The organism is Candidatus Brocadiaceae bacterium, assembly GCA_012728835.1.
Taxonomy (GTDB): domain Bacteria; phylum Planctomycetota; class Brocadiia; order SM23-32; family SM23-32; genus JAAYEJ01.
Window position 1 is genome coordinate 1 of record JAAYEJ010000053.1, and the last position, 17607, is coordinate 17607.

Here is a 17607-nt window from a genome sequence, read left to right on the forward strand (position 1 = left end):
AATCCACGCGGCTCCACGTCTCCGGCTCGATGACGTGGTTTCAATCCGCGCTCCCGTGCGGGAGCGAATCGGGAGCCCCCGCCGCATCCCGCTCGAAGCGCTCGTTTCAATCCGCGCTCCCGTGCGGGAGCGAATGACGGCTCCGCGTTGCGCGCCGAGATTGCGTGGCTGTTTCAATCCGCGCTCCCGTGCGGGAGCGAATGGCCGTCCTCCAGGCCCTCCGCATGGTCCAGGAGTTTCAATCCGCGCTCCCGTGCGGGAGCGAATGGGCGTAGGCCTCCCAGCCGTTCATCTCAGCGGTGTTTCAATCCGCGCTCCCGTGCGGGAGCGAATCCGCCGCTTCGGGCACGTAGGCCGGCAGTACCTGCACGTTTCAATCCGCGCTCCCGTGCGGGAGCGAATGTGAGCCGCGCGACCGAGGGCTATCTCTCCCACCTGTTTCAATCCGCGCTCCCGTGCGGGAGCGAATGCCCCAGATGTAAATCGCGCAGCAGCAAAGACTTGTCAGAACGTCCACGCGAACCCCGTGCGTCCTACCTGTTCATGTGAACAGGAGCCGGTTTCCATCTGTCATAAGTCTTGTCTGTCAAAGAGCATGCACGTCGCGCGAACCCGCCGGGAACCGTGGCGGCACTTGGGGTTCGCGCTCCGGCTCAGACAACTATAGGACCCTCCGGGTCATACGGCTCCTTCGCTCCCTGGTGTTCCACTCTGTTCTTCCAGTTTTTCCCGAGGAAGTAGAAGCGCAGGCTGTCCTGCTTGGGGTTGATTTCGTCCAGAAGCCGCCCCCGCAGTTGTGTCCACTCGGCGGGCTCGATCAAACACTCGAACACGGAGTTCTGCACTCTCTGGCCGTAGTTCAGACAGGCCTTTGCCACGCGGCGCAAGCGGCGGCGGCCTTCCCGTTCCTGCGTGTTCACGTCGTATGAGACGACGACCAGCATCAGGCGCTACCTCCAGAGGAAAGGCGGATAGGCATCCAGGTCGTCCCTCAGGTGCCGTGACAGGAGCAATGCCTGTGCGTGAGGGAGCAGTCCGGCGGCGATTCTCTCGTCCAGGAACGGATGCCGCAGTTCCTCCCGCTTGCGCTCCTGATAGGCGACGAGGACGACTTTGCGCGTGCGGTCGTCCATCACGACGGCTCCCGTCTCCGTGGCCTGGAATCCGCCGGGGGCGACCTGCCTGCGGTTGATCAGATTGAGCGCCAGCCGATCGGCCAGCACAGGGCGCAGTTCCTCCATGACATCGAGCGCGAGGCTGGGGCGGCCCGGACGGTCGCGGTGGAGGAAACCGACCTGCGGGTCCAGGCCGACGGCCTCGAGCGCCGAGGCGACATCGTGCGCCAGCAGTGTGTAGAGGAATGAGAGGAGCGCGTTCATGTTGTCGAGCGGCGGCCGGCGGGAACGCTGGCGAAAGAAGAAGTCTGCCTTCTGAGCCACGACAAGGTGGTCGAAGACGCCGAAGTAGAGACCGGCGGCATCTCCCTCGATGCCGCGCAGGGCCGCCAGCCTGAGCGGGCGGGCGAGGCTTGTGAGCGTGTGCGTGAGCGCGTCGGCCGCCGCCGCCAGGGCCGCGTCGTCGGCGGATTCTGCATGGTCTCTCGCCGCGCGGCGCAGGACGGCACGGCAGTTGGCGATCTTGCCGGCAAGAAACGACCGCGCCAGGTCGGCCGAGGCGTCCGGCCGGTCGGCGCGGCGGTACTGCTCGCGGCGGAGCCTGACGTTGCCAGAGACCGGACTCTGGACGCGTCCCCAGAAGCGGCCGTTCTGACTGAGGAACGAGACGGCAACGTCCTGTTCGGCGCAGAGGGAGAGCATGGGCGGGCTGCAGGAGACCTGGCCGAAGCAGACGACGCCTCCGAGGGCGCGCGCTGAGACGTGCAGGGCGGCCTTGCCGTCGACGCGGACGGCGACGGAATCGCCGTCGCGGGCGAGGTAGGCACCTTGCGTGGTGACGTAGAGGGTGTTGAGCAGGCGCTTCACGATTCCGGGGTTTCCTCCTCGGTCAAGGCTGCGTTCAGGTACACGCGGGCGCTCCGCCCCCCTGTGACCTTCGGCATGCAGATGTGCATCAGAGAACAGTTGTCACACGCCTTGGTCTGATGAGGCGGAGGCGTGCGCCCGGATTCGGTCAGACAGTGCAGCCGCGCGGCAAGCTCCTCTGTCTGCCGGCGGATATCCCCGTCGAATGAGACATCCAGGCGTCTCCGCCTCGCTCCGTAGAACAGGGCGCCTTCCGGCACCGGGACTCCGAGCATCTCCTCCAAGCATAGGGCTTGCGCGCAAAGCTGGATTCGATCACAGGCATTCCGCTTCGGCCGGCCCCGTTTGTGCTCGACCGGGAACGCACGCCAGACGCCCGCCACGCCCGGCAAGCCCGACCCGAGGTCATGACTGCAGGGACGGAACTCCACGACGTCGGCGCGACCGGCCAGCCCGAGACGGAGTGAGCGGAGACGGAGCGCCCGCACGATGAGCACTCCGTCCCGCATCTCTCTCTCAGCCCTGTCACTGCGGTTGTGCATGCGACTGCCTTCAGCAGTGAGGACATTCTCGTCCCAGAGGCCCTCCAGGTGGATGAGCGCCCACTGCCGCTCGCAGAACGCGAGGTGCTGGAGGGCGGAGATGGGCAGGAGATCGTCCTCGTCGTGCATGACCGGCCTCAGAGCATCTTGTGCATGGTGATGCCGGTGGGCAGGTCGCCGCCGTCGATAGTCACGTCGTAGTCGCCGAACGCACGCGCCGGGCGCGTGGCGTCCCTCTTCTCCGCATGGACCCGCGCGAACAGCGAGTGCGCCGGCGCGTTGCCCAGGGCGCTTTCGTGCTCGAAGACGATGAGTTGTCGCGTGGCCATCTCGCCGCGCGCCGACGATCTGTCGTGCTCGAACATGTTCAGCAGGGCCTGCCAGAGCAGTTGGAGGTCCTCCTCTGAGAACCCGGTCTTCGCGGCAAAGTGGGGAGAGATGAAGCCGTGCACCTCGTAGAGCCCGTAGGGCACGATGGCCTTCCGGCCCATGGTGCGCGCCTGGCCCTCCTGGCGTTCCGACTGGGCCTGCGCCTCGCGTTCCGTCGTCACCGCCATGCGCGTGATCGATTGCTCCAACTGCGCGATGGGATCGATGGACCGGGCAAACGCCAGTTGCACGGGCCCGCGCACCTGACCGCAGTTGGTGCTGGTTGTCATGACGGCGCCGAACATGCGAATGTCGAAGAACGTCTGGCACATCCACTGCCGTGCCAGCTCGATGCGCTCGGCGCCCTTGTCCGCGTCTTTGACGCCCGGCGCTTCATAGGCGCGCTCGTGCTGCTTGTTCAGGATGGCGCCTTCCTTCACGTAGATGTCATATCCCGGCTCCGGGTGTCCTTCCGAGCACCCCTTTGCCAGGCAGATGTAGTTGCGGATCTTCCGCTTCAGGCAGACGTCCGTGACGATTCCATGGCCGGTCTCCGGATCGATCCGAGGAGCATTGCCGGCATCGGGGTCGCCGTTGGGATTGCCGTTCCTGACGTCGAAGAGCAGGACGAAATCGTAACGCTTGCTGATGGGTTCGGACATGACGTGTTTCTCCTCCGGTTATGAAGAACGGATCAGACGGCCTCCGGCTGTGCGGGCGCCGCTTCTTTCTTGTTCCACAGGTAGGCGCGAGGGGCGCTCGGATGCTCGGCCTCCCAGGCTGCACGTTCCTCCGCGTTCATCCAGAGCCAGTGCCGCATCTGGTGGTAACCGATGACGAAGAGTCCCTGCTGTTCCTGGTCGAGGAAACCGGGCAGGGCATTCTGTTCGGGATGGATGGCCTTGTCCTTCAGCCCGAATGACTCGCTCAACTCATCGACAAGGCGGTCCAGTCGGAAGGCGAGGCCGGCCGTGGACTTCTCGTCACGCGCTTTCCGCGCGTGGTGCCGTGCGTTCTTGTAGAGCTGCACGAAGACCGTCTTCGGCGAGGCAGATGCCCCGCTGAAGTAGCGGTCGACGACGGATGCGTTGGCGTCGTCGATGGCCGCCTGCTGCAACCGTTCGAAGACAGCCATCAACTTGCCAAGCACGTAGCCGGGATCGGTACGGTTGGGGTCCATGGTCGCGCGGACCTCCTCAGTGAGAGTGGATATGCGGGAGCGGATGCGCCGGTTCAGCACGGCCTTGATGAGGGCGGCCCTGCCATCGTTCCAGTTGCGCACCTGCCATGCCTTCTGCTTGTTCTCCTGGTTCTCCTTCCCAAGTTCCGCGCGGAATCGAAGGACGGCCCGCTGAAAAATCGCCAGCGGGTAGGGGATGCCCGAGAGCGCCGCGTGCACGAACTGCGCCGCCAGGTGCGACGGCACGCCTTCGGACCGGCGTTCGGCCGGCTGGGCCACGGCGTCCATCAGCGTGGTCAGCGCAAGAGGGATGTCCTCCGGCGCATCGCGGCGGCGCGCCCGACGGACGATGTGCAGGTCGGAGAAATGTCGAGCCAGGTTCTCCGCGACGATGCCGACGGTGGTTTCCAGCCAGTCGCGGACGATGATGCGGCCCTTTGGGGGAAGGGTAAGCGCTAAAGCATAAAAGGCCGAGGGATCTCTGATGGCCACGGGCCTTCCTCGCCAGACGGAACGGAACATCTCTCCAACGGTTTCGTCGCCCTCCAGCAAAGGAGCGATGGCATCGGAGAAGTCATCGCCGCTGTCCTGTGCGGCCCAATAGCAGACTACGGTATCTGCGCTCAGACGCACGTGCCGCCGCGGCAGCGTCATGCCTGGCTGGTCGGGATCCGGATAGGCCGGATCGAGTAGCCGAGCGAGTGCCCTGCCACACATCTTCGCTGCTGTCGGTGATACTGGGGCGTTCTGGTTCTTTTCCCAGCCGTAGGACCAGGAGGACTGTCCATCGAACGAGACCAAAGCTAACTGCGGTTTACGCCCCGGGGAAGCCGGTGTCTTTGGAAACAAGTCGGGCGTGCCGAATCGTACTCCCGAAACCAGACATGTCGACGAATCGCCCGCAGCCGCTGCGGCGCACCGCTGATGCCAATACTCGCGCACGCGCCGCCGCTCGTGGACAAAAGCGTCGATGTCGGGCTCAAACACGAAGGCAAACTGATCGTCCGCTTGAAGGTCCTCTGGCAGCTCAACCCGGACTTGTCTAGTAGCAAGTTTCTCCAGGAAAGCTGCAACAGCCAGTGCGCCTTCATCCCCGGTGGACTTGGCGCATTCTTTGATTCGCTCGCGGAACGATCTTGCCTGTTCGGTATCACCTGGCTCCTTCTGTTCAGTGTTTGCCAGGCCGAAGACATACTTGGCGTTATCAACCAAGAAGTAGGGTGGAGCTTTCGTCCCAGACCGGTACGGCTGATCTGGGATTAGCCGCTTGGATGCCTTGGGCTTGCGGGATCCTTTGGCTGTGGCCGGAGTCTCACGAAGGTCTTCGGGAGCGCCGACGAGATTGCCATCTTGGGATATCCGAAGCAGCCATGAGACGGCGCCCGGTCCGATGTCCAGGAAGGTTGACAAATGCTCCCGTTCTGCAAGTCGATGAAGTGCCTGGAGGATCATGTCCCACCTCCTGCTTCGCCGCCGATGCCGGCCAGTGTCACCTCAGGGTCGGCGGGCACCTCGAGGACGCCGTTGCGGAGTTCCGCCCGGAAGAAAAGGGGGCGGTTTCCCGCGGCGCCGTAGTCGATGTCCCAGAGCATGATGCCCAGGTCGCCGGATTCGGCGATCGGCTCGCCGGCCGCGTCCGCAGGCATCACGCGAGCGACGAACTCGCGGCAGCCGAAGTACGGCTGGTGGAAGTGCTGTCCTTTGGCTACCCGGCGCTCAAACATGGCCACGAACTTGTTCATCGTGTCGTCCGGCCCGGCCTTATCCGTCATGGACACGTGCGCGTGGATCACGTAGTCGACGTCGCGCAGAGCCACCGTGTTGCGCTGCGCGCGGTCGTCCTCGGCGAAGTAGCTGCGTAGGTCCGCGCGAGACGGCGATCTGGCCATGGAGTTGACTTCGTTACGGCGGAAGCTGGTGAAGCGGATCGGCTTGAGCACCTCAATTCGTTCGACGTGCCACCGGATCGCCGGCTTCCAGAGCACGGCCTCCAGAAGCCCCCGAGCGGCCGAAGGCGTCATGACGGGGTAAGAAACACGTTCGACTTTCAGTTCCGGCCTCGTGAAGCAGGCCAGGGGGCCTGCCGCGCGCAACCGCAACGTCGGGCTTCTCGACGCGGTCATCTGTCCCTCCCTCAGAAAAAGGAGCTGAGCCTTTCACACAATCAGGTCTGTCCGGCCGACGGGGGTGTCGTCGCCCGGTGTCAGGCCGAAACGCTCGCTGTAAAGGTCTGCGTAGGCACTGGAAAGGAAGAACAACCCTTCAACCACTTCTTCCAGCGCGCCGGCGCTCTGCAGTTTGTCAAAGGCATTGGGGTAGATGCTGACGACGTAACGCTGCAGCCGGCGCCGCGCCTCCCGCGACGGGCCGTCCCTCTGCACATCGGCGACGAGAGCCGGCGCCTCTCCATATGGAACGATCACGGGTCGTGAGAAACCGTCTTCAATCAGCCGGAAGTTGCGGTCGACGGTTGCGAAGTTCAGCTCCTGCCGGTGTGTCTGGATCTGCCGTGCGTCGAGCGTCTCCTTGGAGTAGAGCATCCGGAAGAACCGGTCGATGAGCGTGGGGCAGTCTGGCTGCAAACCGTTTCCGACCTCGTGGAGGAGCGTTTCGGCCGACTCCATGGCCTTCCTGAGCGTGCCCGCCGGCGGACGCGTCGGCGCTCGGAAGAGGAAGACGTCTCCCCGATCGTGCCGGCCCTCGCGGTTGCATCGCCCCGCAGCCTGCACGATGCTGTCGAGACCCGCCATGGCCCGATAGACAACCGGGAAATCCACGTCGACACCCGCCTCGACGAGCTGAGTCGAGACGACGCGGCAGGGGCGGCCCGAGATCAACGCCCCCTTTACTCCCTCCAGTACGAGCGTCCTGTGCTCCGGACACATGAGCGCGGACAGGTGGTGCACGCTCTCTTCATCCTGCAGTTGGGCAAGCATCTCGGCCAGAAGGCGCGCGTCCGCACGGCGATGTACGATGCACAGAACCTGTTCGTGCCGTGCGAGTTCCGAGGCGAGCGATTCCCAGGCGACAGGTGGAGCGTCCTGCTCCGGCCAGTGGTAGCGCACGCGGGCCAGCTTCGTGTCGAGCGCTTCTGACTCAGGAACGATGTCCCGCACGTTTCTGAGGCCGTTTTCGAACCGCTGCCTCTCCTTAAGCGACGGCGGCGTCGCCGTCGACAGCACAAGGGAACAGCCATAGTGGTTCGTCAGTTCCTCAAGAGCCTCGACGATGCTGAGGAGGAAATGCGGGGGGACGGTCTGCACTTCATCCAGGATGATCACGCTGCGCGCGATGTTGTGCAGCTTGCGACAGCGCGACGGCCCGTTGGCGAAGAGCGATTCGAAGAACTGTACGCTCGTAGTCACGATCACGGGGGCGTCCCAGTTCTCCGTGGCCAGTTCGTGCCGCCCGGCCATCTCCTCCCCGAGCGCCTGCTTCACGCGCGCGACGTCGAGATTGCTGTGATGCTCCACGACGTTCGCGGCCCCGAGCGCCTTGCGGTATTCGTGCGCATTCTGCTCAATGATGCTGGTGTAGGGGATGACGACGATGACGCGACGGAGACCGTGAAAGACGGCGTGGCGGAGGGCGAACGACATGGCGGAGAGCGTCTTGCCGCCACCTGTGGGAACGGTGAGGCTGAAGACACCGGGCGCGGCTGCGGCGGCCTTTCTGCAGGCGTCCAGCACGTGGGCGCGCGCCTGGTTCACCCCCGATGCCCGCACGGATGCGTCGAGTCCTGCAACGATGTGATCGATGTACCCGTCGAGCCGCTTGCGCAGCAACTCGATGCTCTCAAAGGCGCTGCGGCGCGCGCCGATGTCCGGTCTGAAGTAGGATTCGGTGTCCAGCCAGTCGGCATCCACAAGGGCTGAGAAGAGGAAGCGCGTCCAGAACTCGATGCTCCGGGTCAAGCGCTTCGAACCGGCTGCTCCGGGCGATGCCTTCGTCAAGTGCGTCGGCAAGGCTGGAAGAGACGCATCGCGGACCGCCGGGGGCAGATCCTCCCAGATCTCCGCGAGCAGTCGCGCAGCCTTCTCCAGTCGCTCCGCCAGAGGACTGGGCAGCCCCGGCCCGCTCATGCGCGGGTTCGGCAGACCGCCGTGGTGTCCGGCAGCTGCGAAGGCGATGGGCCGTGACTTCCGTGCATCAGCCGCCATCGCCAGGGCTGCGGCCGGCCCGGAGTGCTCGACGGAGACAGCCTGGCCTCTGAGTCGATCCTGAAATCGCTGCTGGTACTTCCCGATGTCATGCCAGAGCCCGGCGATGTATCCCCATTCGCCAGCACCGAAGGCATCGGCAAACCGTCGGGCAAGGCTGGCGACGGTCTCGAGGTGTGTGCGAAGGACGTGCCAATCGGTGCGAGTGGAGCCAGCTTCGGGCGCGTGTGCGTAGAACTCCGGGTGCGCCATCACCAGACCTCCTCGGCGAGCGAATCGGCCGCCCCGTATCCGGAATGCTCGTCGGTCTCGGGCCTCTCGTTCATCATCCTGCCCCTCCTCTCGCCTGGCGGCGTGTGGCTTCTGCGCGGCGCACGTTTTTTCGGGACGAGGCCCTCAGACGCGGTGCGGCATGCGGCAGCCCCTCGTTGTGTCGGATTGTAGCATTCATGTGTAGGGCGTCAACTCTCGCCGGTGCGTTCGGTTTTCCTGAGGGGCGTCGCCTGCCCGCACACTTTCAGTGGCCCGGCGGTAGATTGCACACGGCGTGCCATCGGCCGATCCCGGCGATAGCAGCCCGCTGAAGAAGTGTGGAACAGCCGCCCCGCCCCGTCGGGCAGGCCTTGGTTGTTGGTCCAGGTCTCGAACGGCCTGACTGCAGGAAAGAACGCACAGGCGAGGGCGCCTGTGCCACACAAGAGGACTTCTTCGACGGGCTGACAGGGAAGCCGCAAGGGGTCGGCGATGAACGTCCTACGACGGCCATGCCTCGGCGACGGGCGGTGGGAAGCAGCGGGAAAGGCGTCAAATATGGACGGCAGCAATCAGAAGCAGACGACTCCCGGGAGATCGGCCGTCGCGCGTGGCCGGCAGCGCCCGGCGCGGCGGGCGGGGCTCGGAGGGGCGGGGCCTTGCAGACCGGGCGAGGTTCGGGGACAATTGGGGCGTTGGCCGCCTCCGCGTGGTGAGCGGCGATGTCGTCTCCCAGGGATTCCACGAAGCAAGGAGAACCTACCATGCCCGGGCCCGGCGCGTTCTGGATCGGTGAGGAGGAGAAGCGGGAGGTCAACGAAGTCCTCGACTCCGGTTACGTGTTCCGTTACGGCAACCTGAAGGACCCCCGCTTCAAGGCGAAGGTCTACTCGCTGGAACAGGAAGTCGCCAGGCACTGCGGCGTGAAGTACGCCGTGGCGACCTCCAGCGGCACCAGCGCGCTGCTGATCTCGCTGCAGGCGCTCGGCATCGGCCCGGGCGACGAGGTCATCTGCCCGGCCTACACGTTCGTGGCGAGCTACACGTCCGTGATCGCCGCCGGCGGCCTGCCCGTGCTGGCCGAGATCGACGAGAGCCTGACCCTGGACCCCGAGGACGTGCAGCGCCGCATCACGCCGAAGACGAAGGCCATCATGCCCGTCCACATGCTGGGCAATCCGTCGAATATGGACGCCCTGATGGACGTTGCCGACAGGGCGGGCCTGCCCGTCCTGGAAGACGCCTGCCAGTCCGTCGGCGCGTCCTACAAGGGCAGGAAGACGGGCGCGATCGGCAAGATCGGCGCCTTCTCCCTGAACTTCTTCAAGACGGTGACGGCCGGCGACGGCGGCGTGGCCATCACGGACGACGAGGATCTCTACGAGCGCGCGTTCGGCTTCCACGACCAGGGCCACACGCCCAACCGCGCCGGCGTGGAAGTGGGGCACCGCCAGATCCTTGGGCTGGATTTCCGCATGAACGAACTGACCGGCGCCATGGCGCTTGCGCAGTACCGCAAGGTCGATCGGATTCTGAGCACGTTGCGTTCCCAGAAGGCCCGGCTGCGCGAGGCGATCGGCGAGGTGCCGGGCATGCATTACCGGACGGTGTACGATCCGGACGGCGAGTGCGGCACGCTGCTGGTGGCCGTCTTCGATTCGGCCGAGCGGGCCGCGGACGTGGCCGCGAAGATCGGCAGCAAGACCGTCAACGGCAGCGGCTGGCACGTCTACTACAACATGGAACACGTGATGCACTACCTGGCCGAGCGGGGCCGGCCCCACGGCCGGGGCGCCTACCCGCGCACGGACGACATCCTGTCCCGCAGCCTGGCCCTGAGCGTCGGCGTCGTCGACGCCGGGCTCGGCGCCGGGGCCGGGATCAACATCAACTCGACCGATGAGGAGATCCGGCAGTGTGCGGACGCGTTCCGCACGGCCTGCGGGGTCTGACGAGGACAGACAATGGCCGGCCATTGCACGGCGGACGATGGGTCGGGCCGTTCGGCCCGGCCCATCGAGCAGGGCGACTGGAACATGGCCTACCTGTTCCCCCAGGAGGTCGTGGAGGCCCGCGAGCGCATCGGCCTGGTCATCCTGCCGGTGGCGCCCGTGGAATGGCACGGCCCGCACGTGGCGATGGGCTGCGACAACCTGCTGGCCCATGCGTTCGCGCGCGAGGTGGCGCGGGAGCTGCGCTGCCCGTACTACCCGCCCCTGTTCGTGGGCACCGAGCGCGAGCGGCCGGACGGGATGCTCAGGGCGATCGGGTTCGACGGCGACGAGTTCATCGAGGGCATGGACTTCCCGGGGAATTCGATCGGCAGCGGCTACTACCGGGAGGAAGTCTTCGCCGCCGTCGTGCGCGACACGCTGGAGATCCTGTTCGACCGCATGGGCTTCCGCCGGGTGCTCATCGTCAACGGGCACGGTGCGACCAATCAGAAGGGCGTGCTCGACCGGCTCTGCGCGGAGTACAACGCCGGCGTCCGGAACGGCAAGCGCGTCCTGTGGACGTATCCCGGGTTCCCTGCGGCGCTGCTGGGGCAGAGCATCGGCCACGCGGACGCCGCCGAGTGCTCGATGCTGGCCGCCAGCTTCCCGGAATGCCTGGACCTGTCGCAACTGCCGCAGGACGGCCGGCTCAGGAACACGGACTTCGCCATCGTTGACGGGGAGACCTTCGACGGCAAGGGGACGCGCGACCACACCGTGCGCCTGCGCCATGACCCCCGGAAGCACACGGACCCGGAACAGGGGAGGCGCTACTTCGCCGAGGCCGTGCGCGAGGTCGTCGACGAGGTGAGCCGGACCCTGCTGGGGCCCTCCAGACGCAGGGGTTAGCCGTGCCGGCGCCCGGGGCCTATCGATGGGACCTCTGCGCCCGGCTGGCCAACCAGGTGCAGGTGGCCGACGAGCGGGCCGCGCTCCGGACGGTGGAGCAGGTCTGGCGGATGATCGCCCACGGGAGCGCCTCGCGGGGGTTCGGCGAGATGCGGCTGCGGATGGTCCAGGTCATGGCCATCGCCAACCGGGGGGCGTACGCCGGGGGTGCGGACCCGGAGCGCCTGCTCGAGAACGTCATCGAGGTGCTGGACGAGTTCGCCCGGGCGGCCGACGAGTCCGCGTTGCCGGCGGTGGCCAGGGCGGCCGTGAGCAGGCTTGTGGCGCTGGTGCGGATCGGCGTCAGCCCCCAGGAGCGGGTCGCCCGTGCGGCCGTCGACTACGTGCGCAGGCACTGCACCGAGAACCTGACGCGCCGCGACGTCGCCGCTTCAGTCGGGTGCAGCGCATCCCACCTGAGCCGCGCCCTGCGGCGGAGCACGGGGCGCACGTTCAAGCAGCTCCTGCTGGGAGAGCGCATTGCGCGGGCCAGTGCCCTGCTGAGGGACGGCGCGCGGCGGGTCACCGACGTGGCCTTCGAGGTCGGCTACGGCGACCCGAACTACTTCTCCTACGCCTTCAAGCGCGAGACGGGCGTCACACCCACCCAGTACCGCCGCTCCCACGCCCCGCGTGCACGCTGAACCGAGGGGCGGACGAGCACGTTTTCGAAGCCCGCATCACGCCGCCCTATGGACGCCCCATGCGGGTCGTGGTAGCCTGCAGGAATGCACTCGGGTTCATGCGGCACTTTGCGGAGCCAGTCGATGGATGCACAGGGCGGCGCGCTTTTCGAAGACGGCCTTCTCGGGCAGATCCGCGGCCGTTTCTGCCACGTGACGTCGGACCCGATCGTGGGGCCGCGCGTCTACCTCGAGAACGCAGGCGGAGCACTGACCCTCAGGCGCGTGGTGGAGGTCGTCGCCGAGCAGACGGCGATCCCCGACAACGCCGGGCGGGCCAACGCCACGTCGCGCCGGATCGAGAAGACCATCGCGGAGGGGCGCGACGCTCTGCGTATTCTGATGGGCGCGTCCTCCGGAGTTGTCGACGTGGGAGAGAGCACCACGAGCAACGCCTGGACCGTTCTGCGCCCGATGATCGAGAACGTGGCCGGCACGAACGCCGTCGTCACAAACCTCGACCATCCGGCAACATACGACACGGTGCGGACGTTGTGCGAACGCCGGGGCCTCCAATGGCGCGTCGCCGGGCTCACGCCGTCCCGGGGGATCGTGGAGCCCGAGTCGGTGGCGGCCCAGGTCGACGACGGCACGGTGGTGCTCACGGTCATCCACAGTTCGAACATCACGGGCACGCAGAACGCCGTCGCCGACATCATCCGGGCCGCTCGGGAGAAGAAGCCCGACCTCTACGTGCTGGTGGATGGTGCCCAGCACGGCCCGCACGGCCTGGTGGACGTGGAGGCGTTGGGGTGCGACGGCTACCTGGTGAGTTCCTACAAGATGTTCTCGAAGATCGGCAGTTCGGCCTTCTACGTGTCCGAACGCGTGGTGGAACTGCCGCACGACAAGCTCCGGGGCAAGCCGGCGACCTGCTGGGAGCAGGGCACCCGGGAGCAGGCGGGCTACGCCGCATGGTCGGAGGTGCTCGGCTATCTCTGCTGGCTCGGCGGCCACTTCACGGAGGCAAAGGAGCGCCGGGCGCTCGTGGTGGCGGCCATGGGGGCCGTGGCGCAGCACGAGCGCGCGCTGACCCGCATGATGCTGCACGGCACCGGGGCCGCGCCCGGCCTGCTTTCGATGCCGCACGTCACGGTTCACGGGGAGGTCGACGACCTGTCCGTCAAGGAATCCTGTCTCGGCTTCAGCGTGGACGGCATGACGTCCGGCGAGGCCGTCGAACGCCTGGCCGTCGCCGGCATTCGCGTGCACAACCGCGTCTCGGACGCCTACTCGCGCCACACGCTCGAAGCGCTGGGGCTCAGCGAGTGCGTGCGGGCATCGCTGGCGCACTACAACTCGCCGGCCGACGTCGAGGCGTTCCTGACGGCGACGGCCCGGATGGAAAGGCATTGAGCATGAAGCGCTTGATCGATCTGACGCTCCCGATTCACGAAGGCATGCTGACGACGCCCGTGCCCTGGCACCCGCCCGTTGAGATCAGCATCCTCGGACGGCACGAACTCGAGGGGCGCGCCACGCGCAAGGTCACCCTCGGCACGCACACGGGCACGCACATGGACGCGCCGTACCATTTTGTGAAGGATGGGGCGACCATCGACCAGATCCCGCCCGAGGTGCTGGTGAACACGGCCGTGGTGCTGAACGTGGAGGGCAAGGGCGACTTCGCGAAGACCACGGCCGACGACCTGCGGGCGACCGGCGTGTCCATCCCCTCGGGCTGCGGGGCGATCATCCACACGGGCTGGTACCGGCGCTGGATGCATCGCGACTACTACGAGAAGTGGCCCTGCCTGACCATGGATGCCTGCGAGTACCTGGCCGAGTGCGGCGTGCGCCTGGTCGGGCTGGACGTGCCCTCGCCGGACGACCCGCGGGACAGGATCGCCTTCGGCGAGATCTCCCCGCTGCACTACTTCTTCCTCAGCCGGGGCATCGTTCTGGTAGAATTCCTGGCGAACCTCGACCAGATTCAGGGAACCGAGGTGCTGCTGATCGCCGCCCCGTTGAAGGTCCTCGGGGCGGACGGTTTCCCCGCCCGCGTGCTGGCGGTGGAGGAGTCCTGACAGGAACTGAGTGCAGGGAGTGAACGGGAGATGCGGAGATACGTTCTGACGGTCGTCTGCCTGTCGGTTGCCGTAGGCGTCATCGGAGTCCACGCTCAGGAGAACGTCCCTCCCACCGTGGTGCTGGACACGCTCGGCGTCTGGCGGATGCACAGCCAACTGGCGGCGCCGGTGCTCGAGTCCGGAGAGACGGCGCCGTTCAGTTGCCGCTGGATGGGCTACGAGACGCCCGCGGCGCCCGCGGGCTGGCAGGCCCCCGACTTCGACGACCGGTTCTGGAACCGCGGGCCGCTCACGCTCGTGCCGAGGACCGGCGTGCTGGCCCGCGCCTGCCTGCGCGGGCGCTTCACCGTGACCGATCCGGCGGCCGTGCGTGAGCTTCGCCTCTCGGCCGACTACAGCGGCGGAATCGTCGTCTATCTGAACGGCAGGGAAGTGGGGCGGGCGCACCTGGCCCCCGGGCAGGCCGTGGCCGACGGCCCCGGCGGGCAGGAACGCTCGCTTGCCGACCTGCCGATCCCCGCGGACGCGCTTCGGCAGGGCGTGAACGTGCTGGCCCTGGAAGTGGTGCGCGGTCCGTATCCGACCGAAGGGGCGGAGGAGGGCGAGGACGTCTACAACGTCAACACGTGCGAGATCAAGCGCGTGCGGCTGACGGCCGCCGACGCCGCGGGCCTCGTGCCGAACGCCGTCCGCCCGGACGGGCTCCAGGCCTGGCCGGCCGACCCGCTGGCGCTGGACCTGACGCTGGACTTCGGAGACCCGGCGGACGCATCGCGGCCGGTGACGATCGTCGGCGCGCGGAACGGGCTCTTCTCCGGCAAGCTCGTCGTCGCATCCCGCACGCCGATCCGCGGCCTGAAAGCCGTGCCGGGCGACCTGACGGGGCCCGGCGGCCGCATCCCGGCCGACGCCGTCGGCGTCCGCTACGGAGTCGAGTGGGGACGGCAGTTGCCCCGACAGCAGACGCGCCTCAACTCCCTGCATCCCTATGTGCTGTACGACGCGGGACAGTTCGGTGCGCTGTCGCCGGAGCCCCCGGCGGAGGCCCCGGTGGCGCCCCTGAAGCGCGCGTGGTACCGCGACATGGAGCTGCCGGACGCCGTCAGCCCCGTCCCGGGCGCCAACGTGCCCGTCTGGGTGACCGTGCGGGTGCCGGCCGACATCCCCGCCGGCACGTACACGGGCGCCGTGGCCGTGGGGGCGGAGGGCGAGCCCGCCCTGACGGTGCCGCTGGAGGTGCGGGTGGCCGACTGGACGCTGCCGGACACCCAGGACTATCGCACCTGGGTGGACATGATCCAGTGCCCGGACACATTGGCCCTGGAACACGGCGTGCCGCTCTGGTCGGACGAGCACTTCGAGATGATCGCCAACTCGTTCCGCCTCATCGGCCAGACGGGCAGCCGCACCGTCTACGTCCCGCTCATCGCCCATACGAACCTGGGCAACGAGGAGTCCATGGTGCGCTGGGTCCGGCAGGGCGACGGCTACACCTACGACTTCTCGATCATGGAGCGCTACCTGGACGTCGCCGAGCGGAACATGGGCGCGCCGAAGCTGATCATCTTCGTCGTGTGGGATGTCTACATGCTGCCGGCGAACGCGGCCGAGAACCCGCACGGAGTGGCCTTCCGCGTGCGCTCGCATCTGGAGCACATGGAGAAGATCGGCGGCCGGTACGGGCAGGGGCCGATGGTCACGATGGTCTCGCCGGGGCCGGACGGAACGACGGCCACCGAGCTTCTTTCGCTGCCGTCGCACCTGGACGCCGAGGCCAGCCGCCCGCTCTGGCAGCCGCTGTTCGACCAGCTTCGCAGCCGGCTGCGCGAGCGCGGCCAGGAGGACATCGCCACGCTGGGGCTTTTCCACGATACCTGGGCGACGAAGGCCGAGGTCGAACTCTTCCATGAGATGACCGGCGGCATGCCCTGGACCATCCAGTCCCACGGCGGGCCCGCCGAAGGCAAGCGGATGTATGACGTGACGCCCATCGCCTACCAGGCCGTCGTCTGGAGCGTGCGGTTTTCCGACGACGGGGCCGACGGCCACGGCAGGGGGAAGGGGATTCTCGAGAGCTTCCACGGCTGGAACCGACCGGTGCTGTGGTCGCAGTTCGACCGCTTCAGCCGCGAGGAGCACCCGACGACGCGCTGGCTCCGCTACCCGGAGGTGTGCATCACGGGCGCCCAGCGCGGGCCCGGCCGGCTCGGGGCGGAGTACTGGAGGGTCCTGCGGGACAACCGCGACCGGCGCACCGGCCGCTCCTACGAGCGCTATCCGGAGAGCAGTTGGCGGAACCTCGTGATCCCGGAGGCGGTCATGGCCCCCGGCCCGGGCGGCGCGGTCGCCACGAACCGTATGGAGGCCCTGCGCGCCGGCGTGCAGGAATGCGAGGCCCGGATCGTTCTGGAGCACGCGCTGACGGATGCGGAACGCAAGGCGCGGCTCGGGACGGATCTGGCCCGCCGGTGCGAGGAGCACCTGCAGGCGCGCCACATGATGATGTGGCTCAGCCTGAGCAACCTGCAGTTCTATCATACCCGGCCGGGAAGCGATAAGGGCTGGGAGACCACCTGCCTGGCCCGCAATTGGCGCAACCAGGCCAATGTCGGCGGGCACAACTGGTTCCTCAGTTCCGGCCACCAGGAGCGCACGGCGGAGCTGTTCGCCCTGGCCGGCGAGGTCACCCGGGCGCTGGCCGGCCCGTAGCCTTTGGCGAGGGAGAGAGGCGTGCGTATACGCGTCGTGAATCCATTTCGTGGGAACGAGGCCCGGGGACGGGAGAACCTGGAACGCATCCGGCGTCCGGACACGGAGTTCGACGTCGTCGATATCGGCGACTCCTACCCCCTGGCCAACAACCAGTTCCTCTACTTCCGTCAGCAGTGCACCGCCCCGACGCTGGAGCGCGTCATGCAGGCCGAGCGCGACGGCTGCGACGCGGTGTTCATCTCCTGCAACCTGGACATCGGGCTCTACGAGGCCCGCTCGCTCGTGGACATCCCCGTGACGGCCACGCTGGAGTCGGCGGCGCTCGTGGCGCACATGATGGCCGCCCGCTACTCGCTCATCACCGTGGACCACCAGAACGGCATGATCCAGCGGATGATGCTCCGCCAGTACGGCCTGGACGGGCGCCTGGCCTCGCACCGGCCGATCGGAATCGACGCGAACGACCTGTACCCGGACCGCACTCCGGAGGAAGACGTCTTCCGGGTGGCCGTCGACGTTGCCCGCCGCTGCGTGGAAGAAGACGGCGCGGAACTGATCATCGCCGGGTGCACGCACATCGGCTCGGTCCTCAGCTCCCGCATGGATCGAACGCTGGCCGCCATCGGCGTGCCCGTTCTGGACGGCATGGTCACCGGGTTCAAGATGGCCGAGATGATGGCCGACGCCTGCCGTCTGACCGGGCTGCCGGGCGCCAGCCGCGCGGGCTACTTCCGGCATCCGCCGGAGGGGGACTTCCAGGCGCTGCGCGCAGCCCGCCGTCCGTAGTCGGGCGTGCGGTTGACACCGCTTCGGGC

Annotated in this window: 14 protein-coding genes and 1 CRISPR repeat array; of the genes, 7 read left to right on the forward strand and 7 right to left on the reverse strand. The window is 67.2% G+C overall.

All coding sequences use genetic code 11. The features are described from left to right. Positions 1 to 37 precede the first annotated feature (37 nt). Positions 38 to 469: a CRISPR direct-repeat array (repeat unit 32 nt; unit sequence GTTTCAATCCGCGCTCCCGTGCGGGAGCGAAT). Positions 470 to 653: 184 nt separating this feature from the next. The 7 genes from cas2 to GXY85_08305 are packed head-to-tail and all read right to left on the reverse strand — an operon-like array spanning position 654 to position 8485. Next, entirely contained in the window at positions 654 to 944 is a 291-nt protein-coding gene (cas2, locus tag GXY85_08275; protein ID NLW50818.1) for a CRISPR-associated endonuclease Cas2, read from the reverse strand. A 6-nt stretch (positions 945 to 950) separates the two neighbouring features. Then, positions 951 to 1982 carry a type I-C CRISPR-associated endonuclease Cas1 gene (cas1c, locus tag GXY85_08280; protein ID NLW50819.1) on the reverse strand — a complete coding sequence of 344 codons (1032 nt, stop codon included), beginning with the start codon at positions 1980 to 1982 and terminating at the stop codon, positions 951 to 953. Then, positions 1979 to 2653: a CRISPR-associated protein Cas4 gene (gene cas4 / locus GXY85_08285; protein NLW50820.1), complete on the reverse strand. Its 675-nt coding sequence runs from the start codon at positions 2651 to 2653 to the stop codon at positions 1979 to 1981. The genes cas1c and cas4 overlap by 4 nt, the downstream gene beginning before the upstream one ends. Positions 2654 to 2661: 8 nt before the next feature. Beyond that, positions 2662 to 3555 carry a type I-C CRISPR-associated protein Cas7/Csd2 gene (cas7c, locus tag GXY85_08290; GenBank protein NLW50821.1) on the reverse strand — a complete coding sequence of 298 codons (894 nt, stop codon included), beginning with the start codon at positions 3553 to 3555 and terminating at the stop codon, positions 2662 to 2664. Positions 3556 to 3587: 32 nt separating this feature from the next. Next, positions 3588 to 5525, reverse strand: a complete 1938-nt coding sequence (gene cas8c / locus GXY85_08295) for a type I-C CRISPR-associated protein Cas8c/Csd1 (protein NLW50822.1) — start codon at positions 5523 to 5525, stop codon at positions 3588 to 3590. Beyond that, positions 5522 to 6196, reverse strand: a complete 675-nt coding sequence (cas5c, locus tag GXY85_08300; protein NLW50823.1) for a type I-C CRISPR-associated protein Cas5 — start codon at positions 6194 to 6196, stop codon at positions 5522 to 5524. Before cas5c ends, cas8c begins: the two co-directional genes overlap by 4 nt. A gap of 33 nt (positions 6197 to 6229) precedes the next feature. Then, entirely contained in the window at positions 6230 to 8485 is a 2256-nt protein-coding gene (locus GXY85_08305; GenBank protein ID NLW50824.1) for a CRISPR-associated endonuclease Cas3'', read from the reverse strand. Between the two features lie 764 nt (positions 8486 to 9249). On the opposite strand from GXY85_08305, the gene GXY85_08310 reads away from it, so the two are divergent. The 7 genes from GXY85_08310 (at position 9250) to GXY85_08340 (ending at position 17578) form a co-directional block, all read left to right on the forward strand. Beyond that, the gene (locus GXY85_08310) at positions 9250 to 10437 is read left to right on the forward strand and encodes a DegT/DnrJ/EryC1/StrS family aminotransferase (GenBank protein ID NLW50825.1); all 1188 of its coding nucleotides are present in this window, start codon (positions 9250 to 9252) and stop codon (positions 10435 to 10437) included. A 12-nt stretch (positions 10438 to 10449) separates the two neighbouring features. Next, on the forward strand, positions 10450 to 11328 hold the full coding sequence (locus tag GXY85_08315) for a creatininase family protein (protein ID NLW50826.1): 879 nt from the start codon (positions 10450 to 10452) through the stop codon (positions 11326 to 11328). Positions 11329 to 11330: 2 nt separating this feature from the next. Next, on the forward strand, positions 11331 to 12011 hold the full coding sequence (locus GXY85_08320) for a helix-turn-helix transcriptional regulator (protein NLW50827.1): 681 nt from the start codon (positions 11331 to 11333) through the stop codon (positions 12009 to 12011). Positions 12012 to 12134: 123 nt separating this feature from the next. Continuing rightward, entirely contained in the window at positions 12135 to 13406 is a 1272-nt protein-coding gene (locus GXY85_08325) for an aminotransferase class V-fold PLP-dependent enzyme (protein NLW50828.1), read from the forward strand. Between the two features lie 2 nt (positions 13407 to 13408). Further along, positions 13409 to 14077, forward strand: a complete 669-nt coding sequence (locus tag GXY85_08330; GenBank protein NLW50829.1) for a cyclase family protein — start codon at positions 13409 to 13411, stop codon at positions 14075 to 14077. Positions 14078 to 14107: 30 nt separating this feature from the next. Next, positions 14108 to 16789: a hypothetical protein gene (locus GXY85_08335; GenBank protein ID NLW50830.1), complete on the forward strand. Its 2682-nt coding sequence runs from the start codon at positions 14108 to 14110 to the stop codon at positions 16787 to 16789. Positions 16790 to 16810: 21 nt separating this feature from the next. Continuing rightward, positions 16811 to 17578, forward strand: a complete 768-nt coding sequence (locus tag GXY85_08340; GenBank protein ID NLW50831.1) for a hypothetical protein — start codon at positions 16811 to 16813, stop codon at positions 17576 to 17578. The last annotated feature ends 29 nt before the right edge of the window (positions 17579 to 17607 follow it).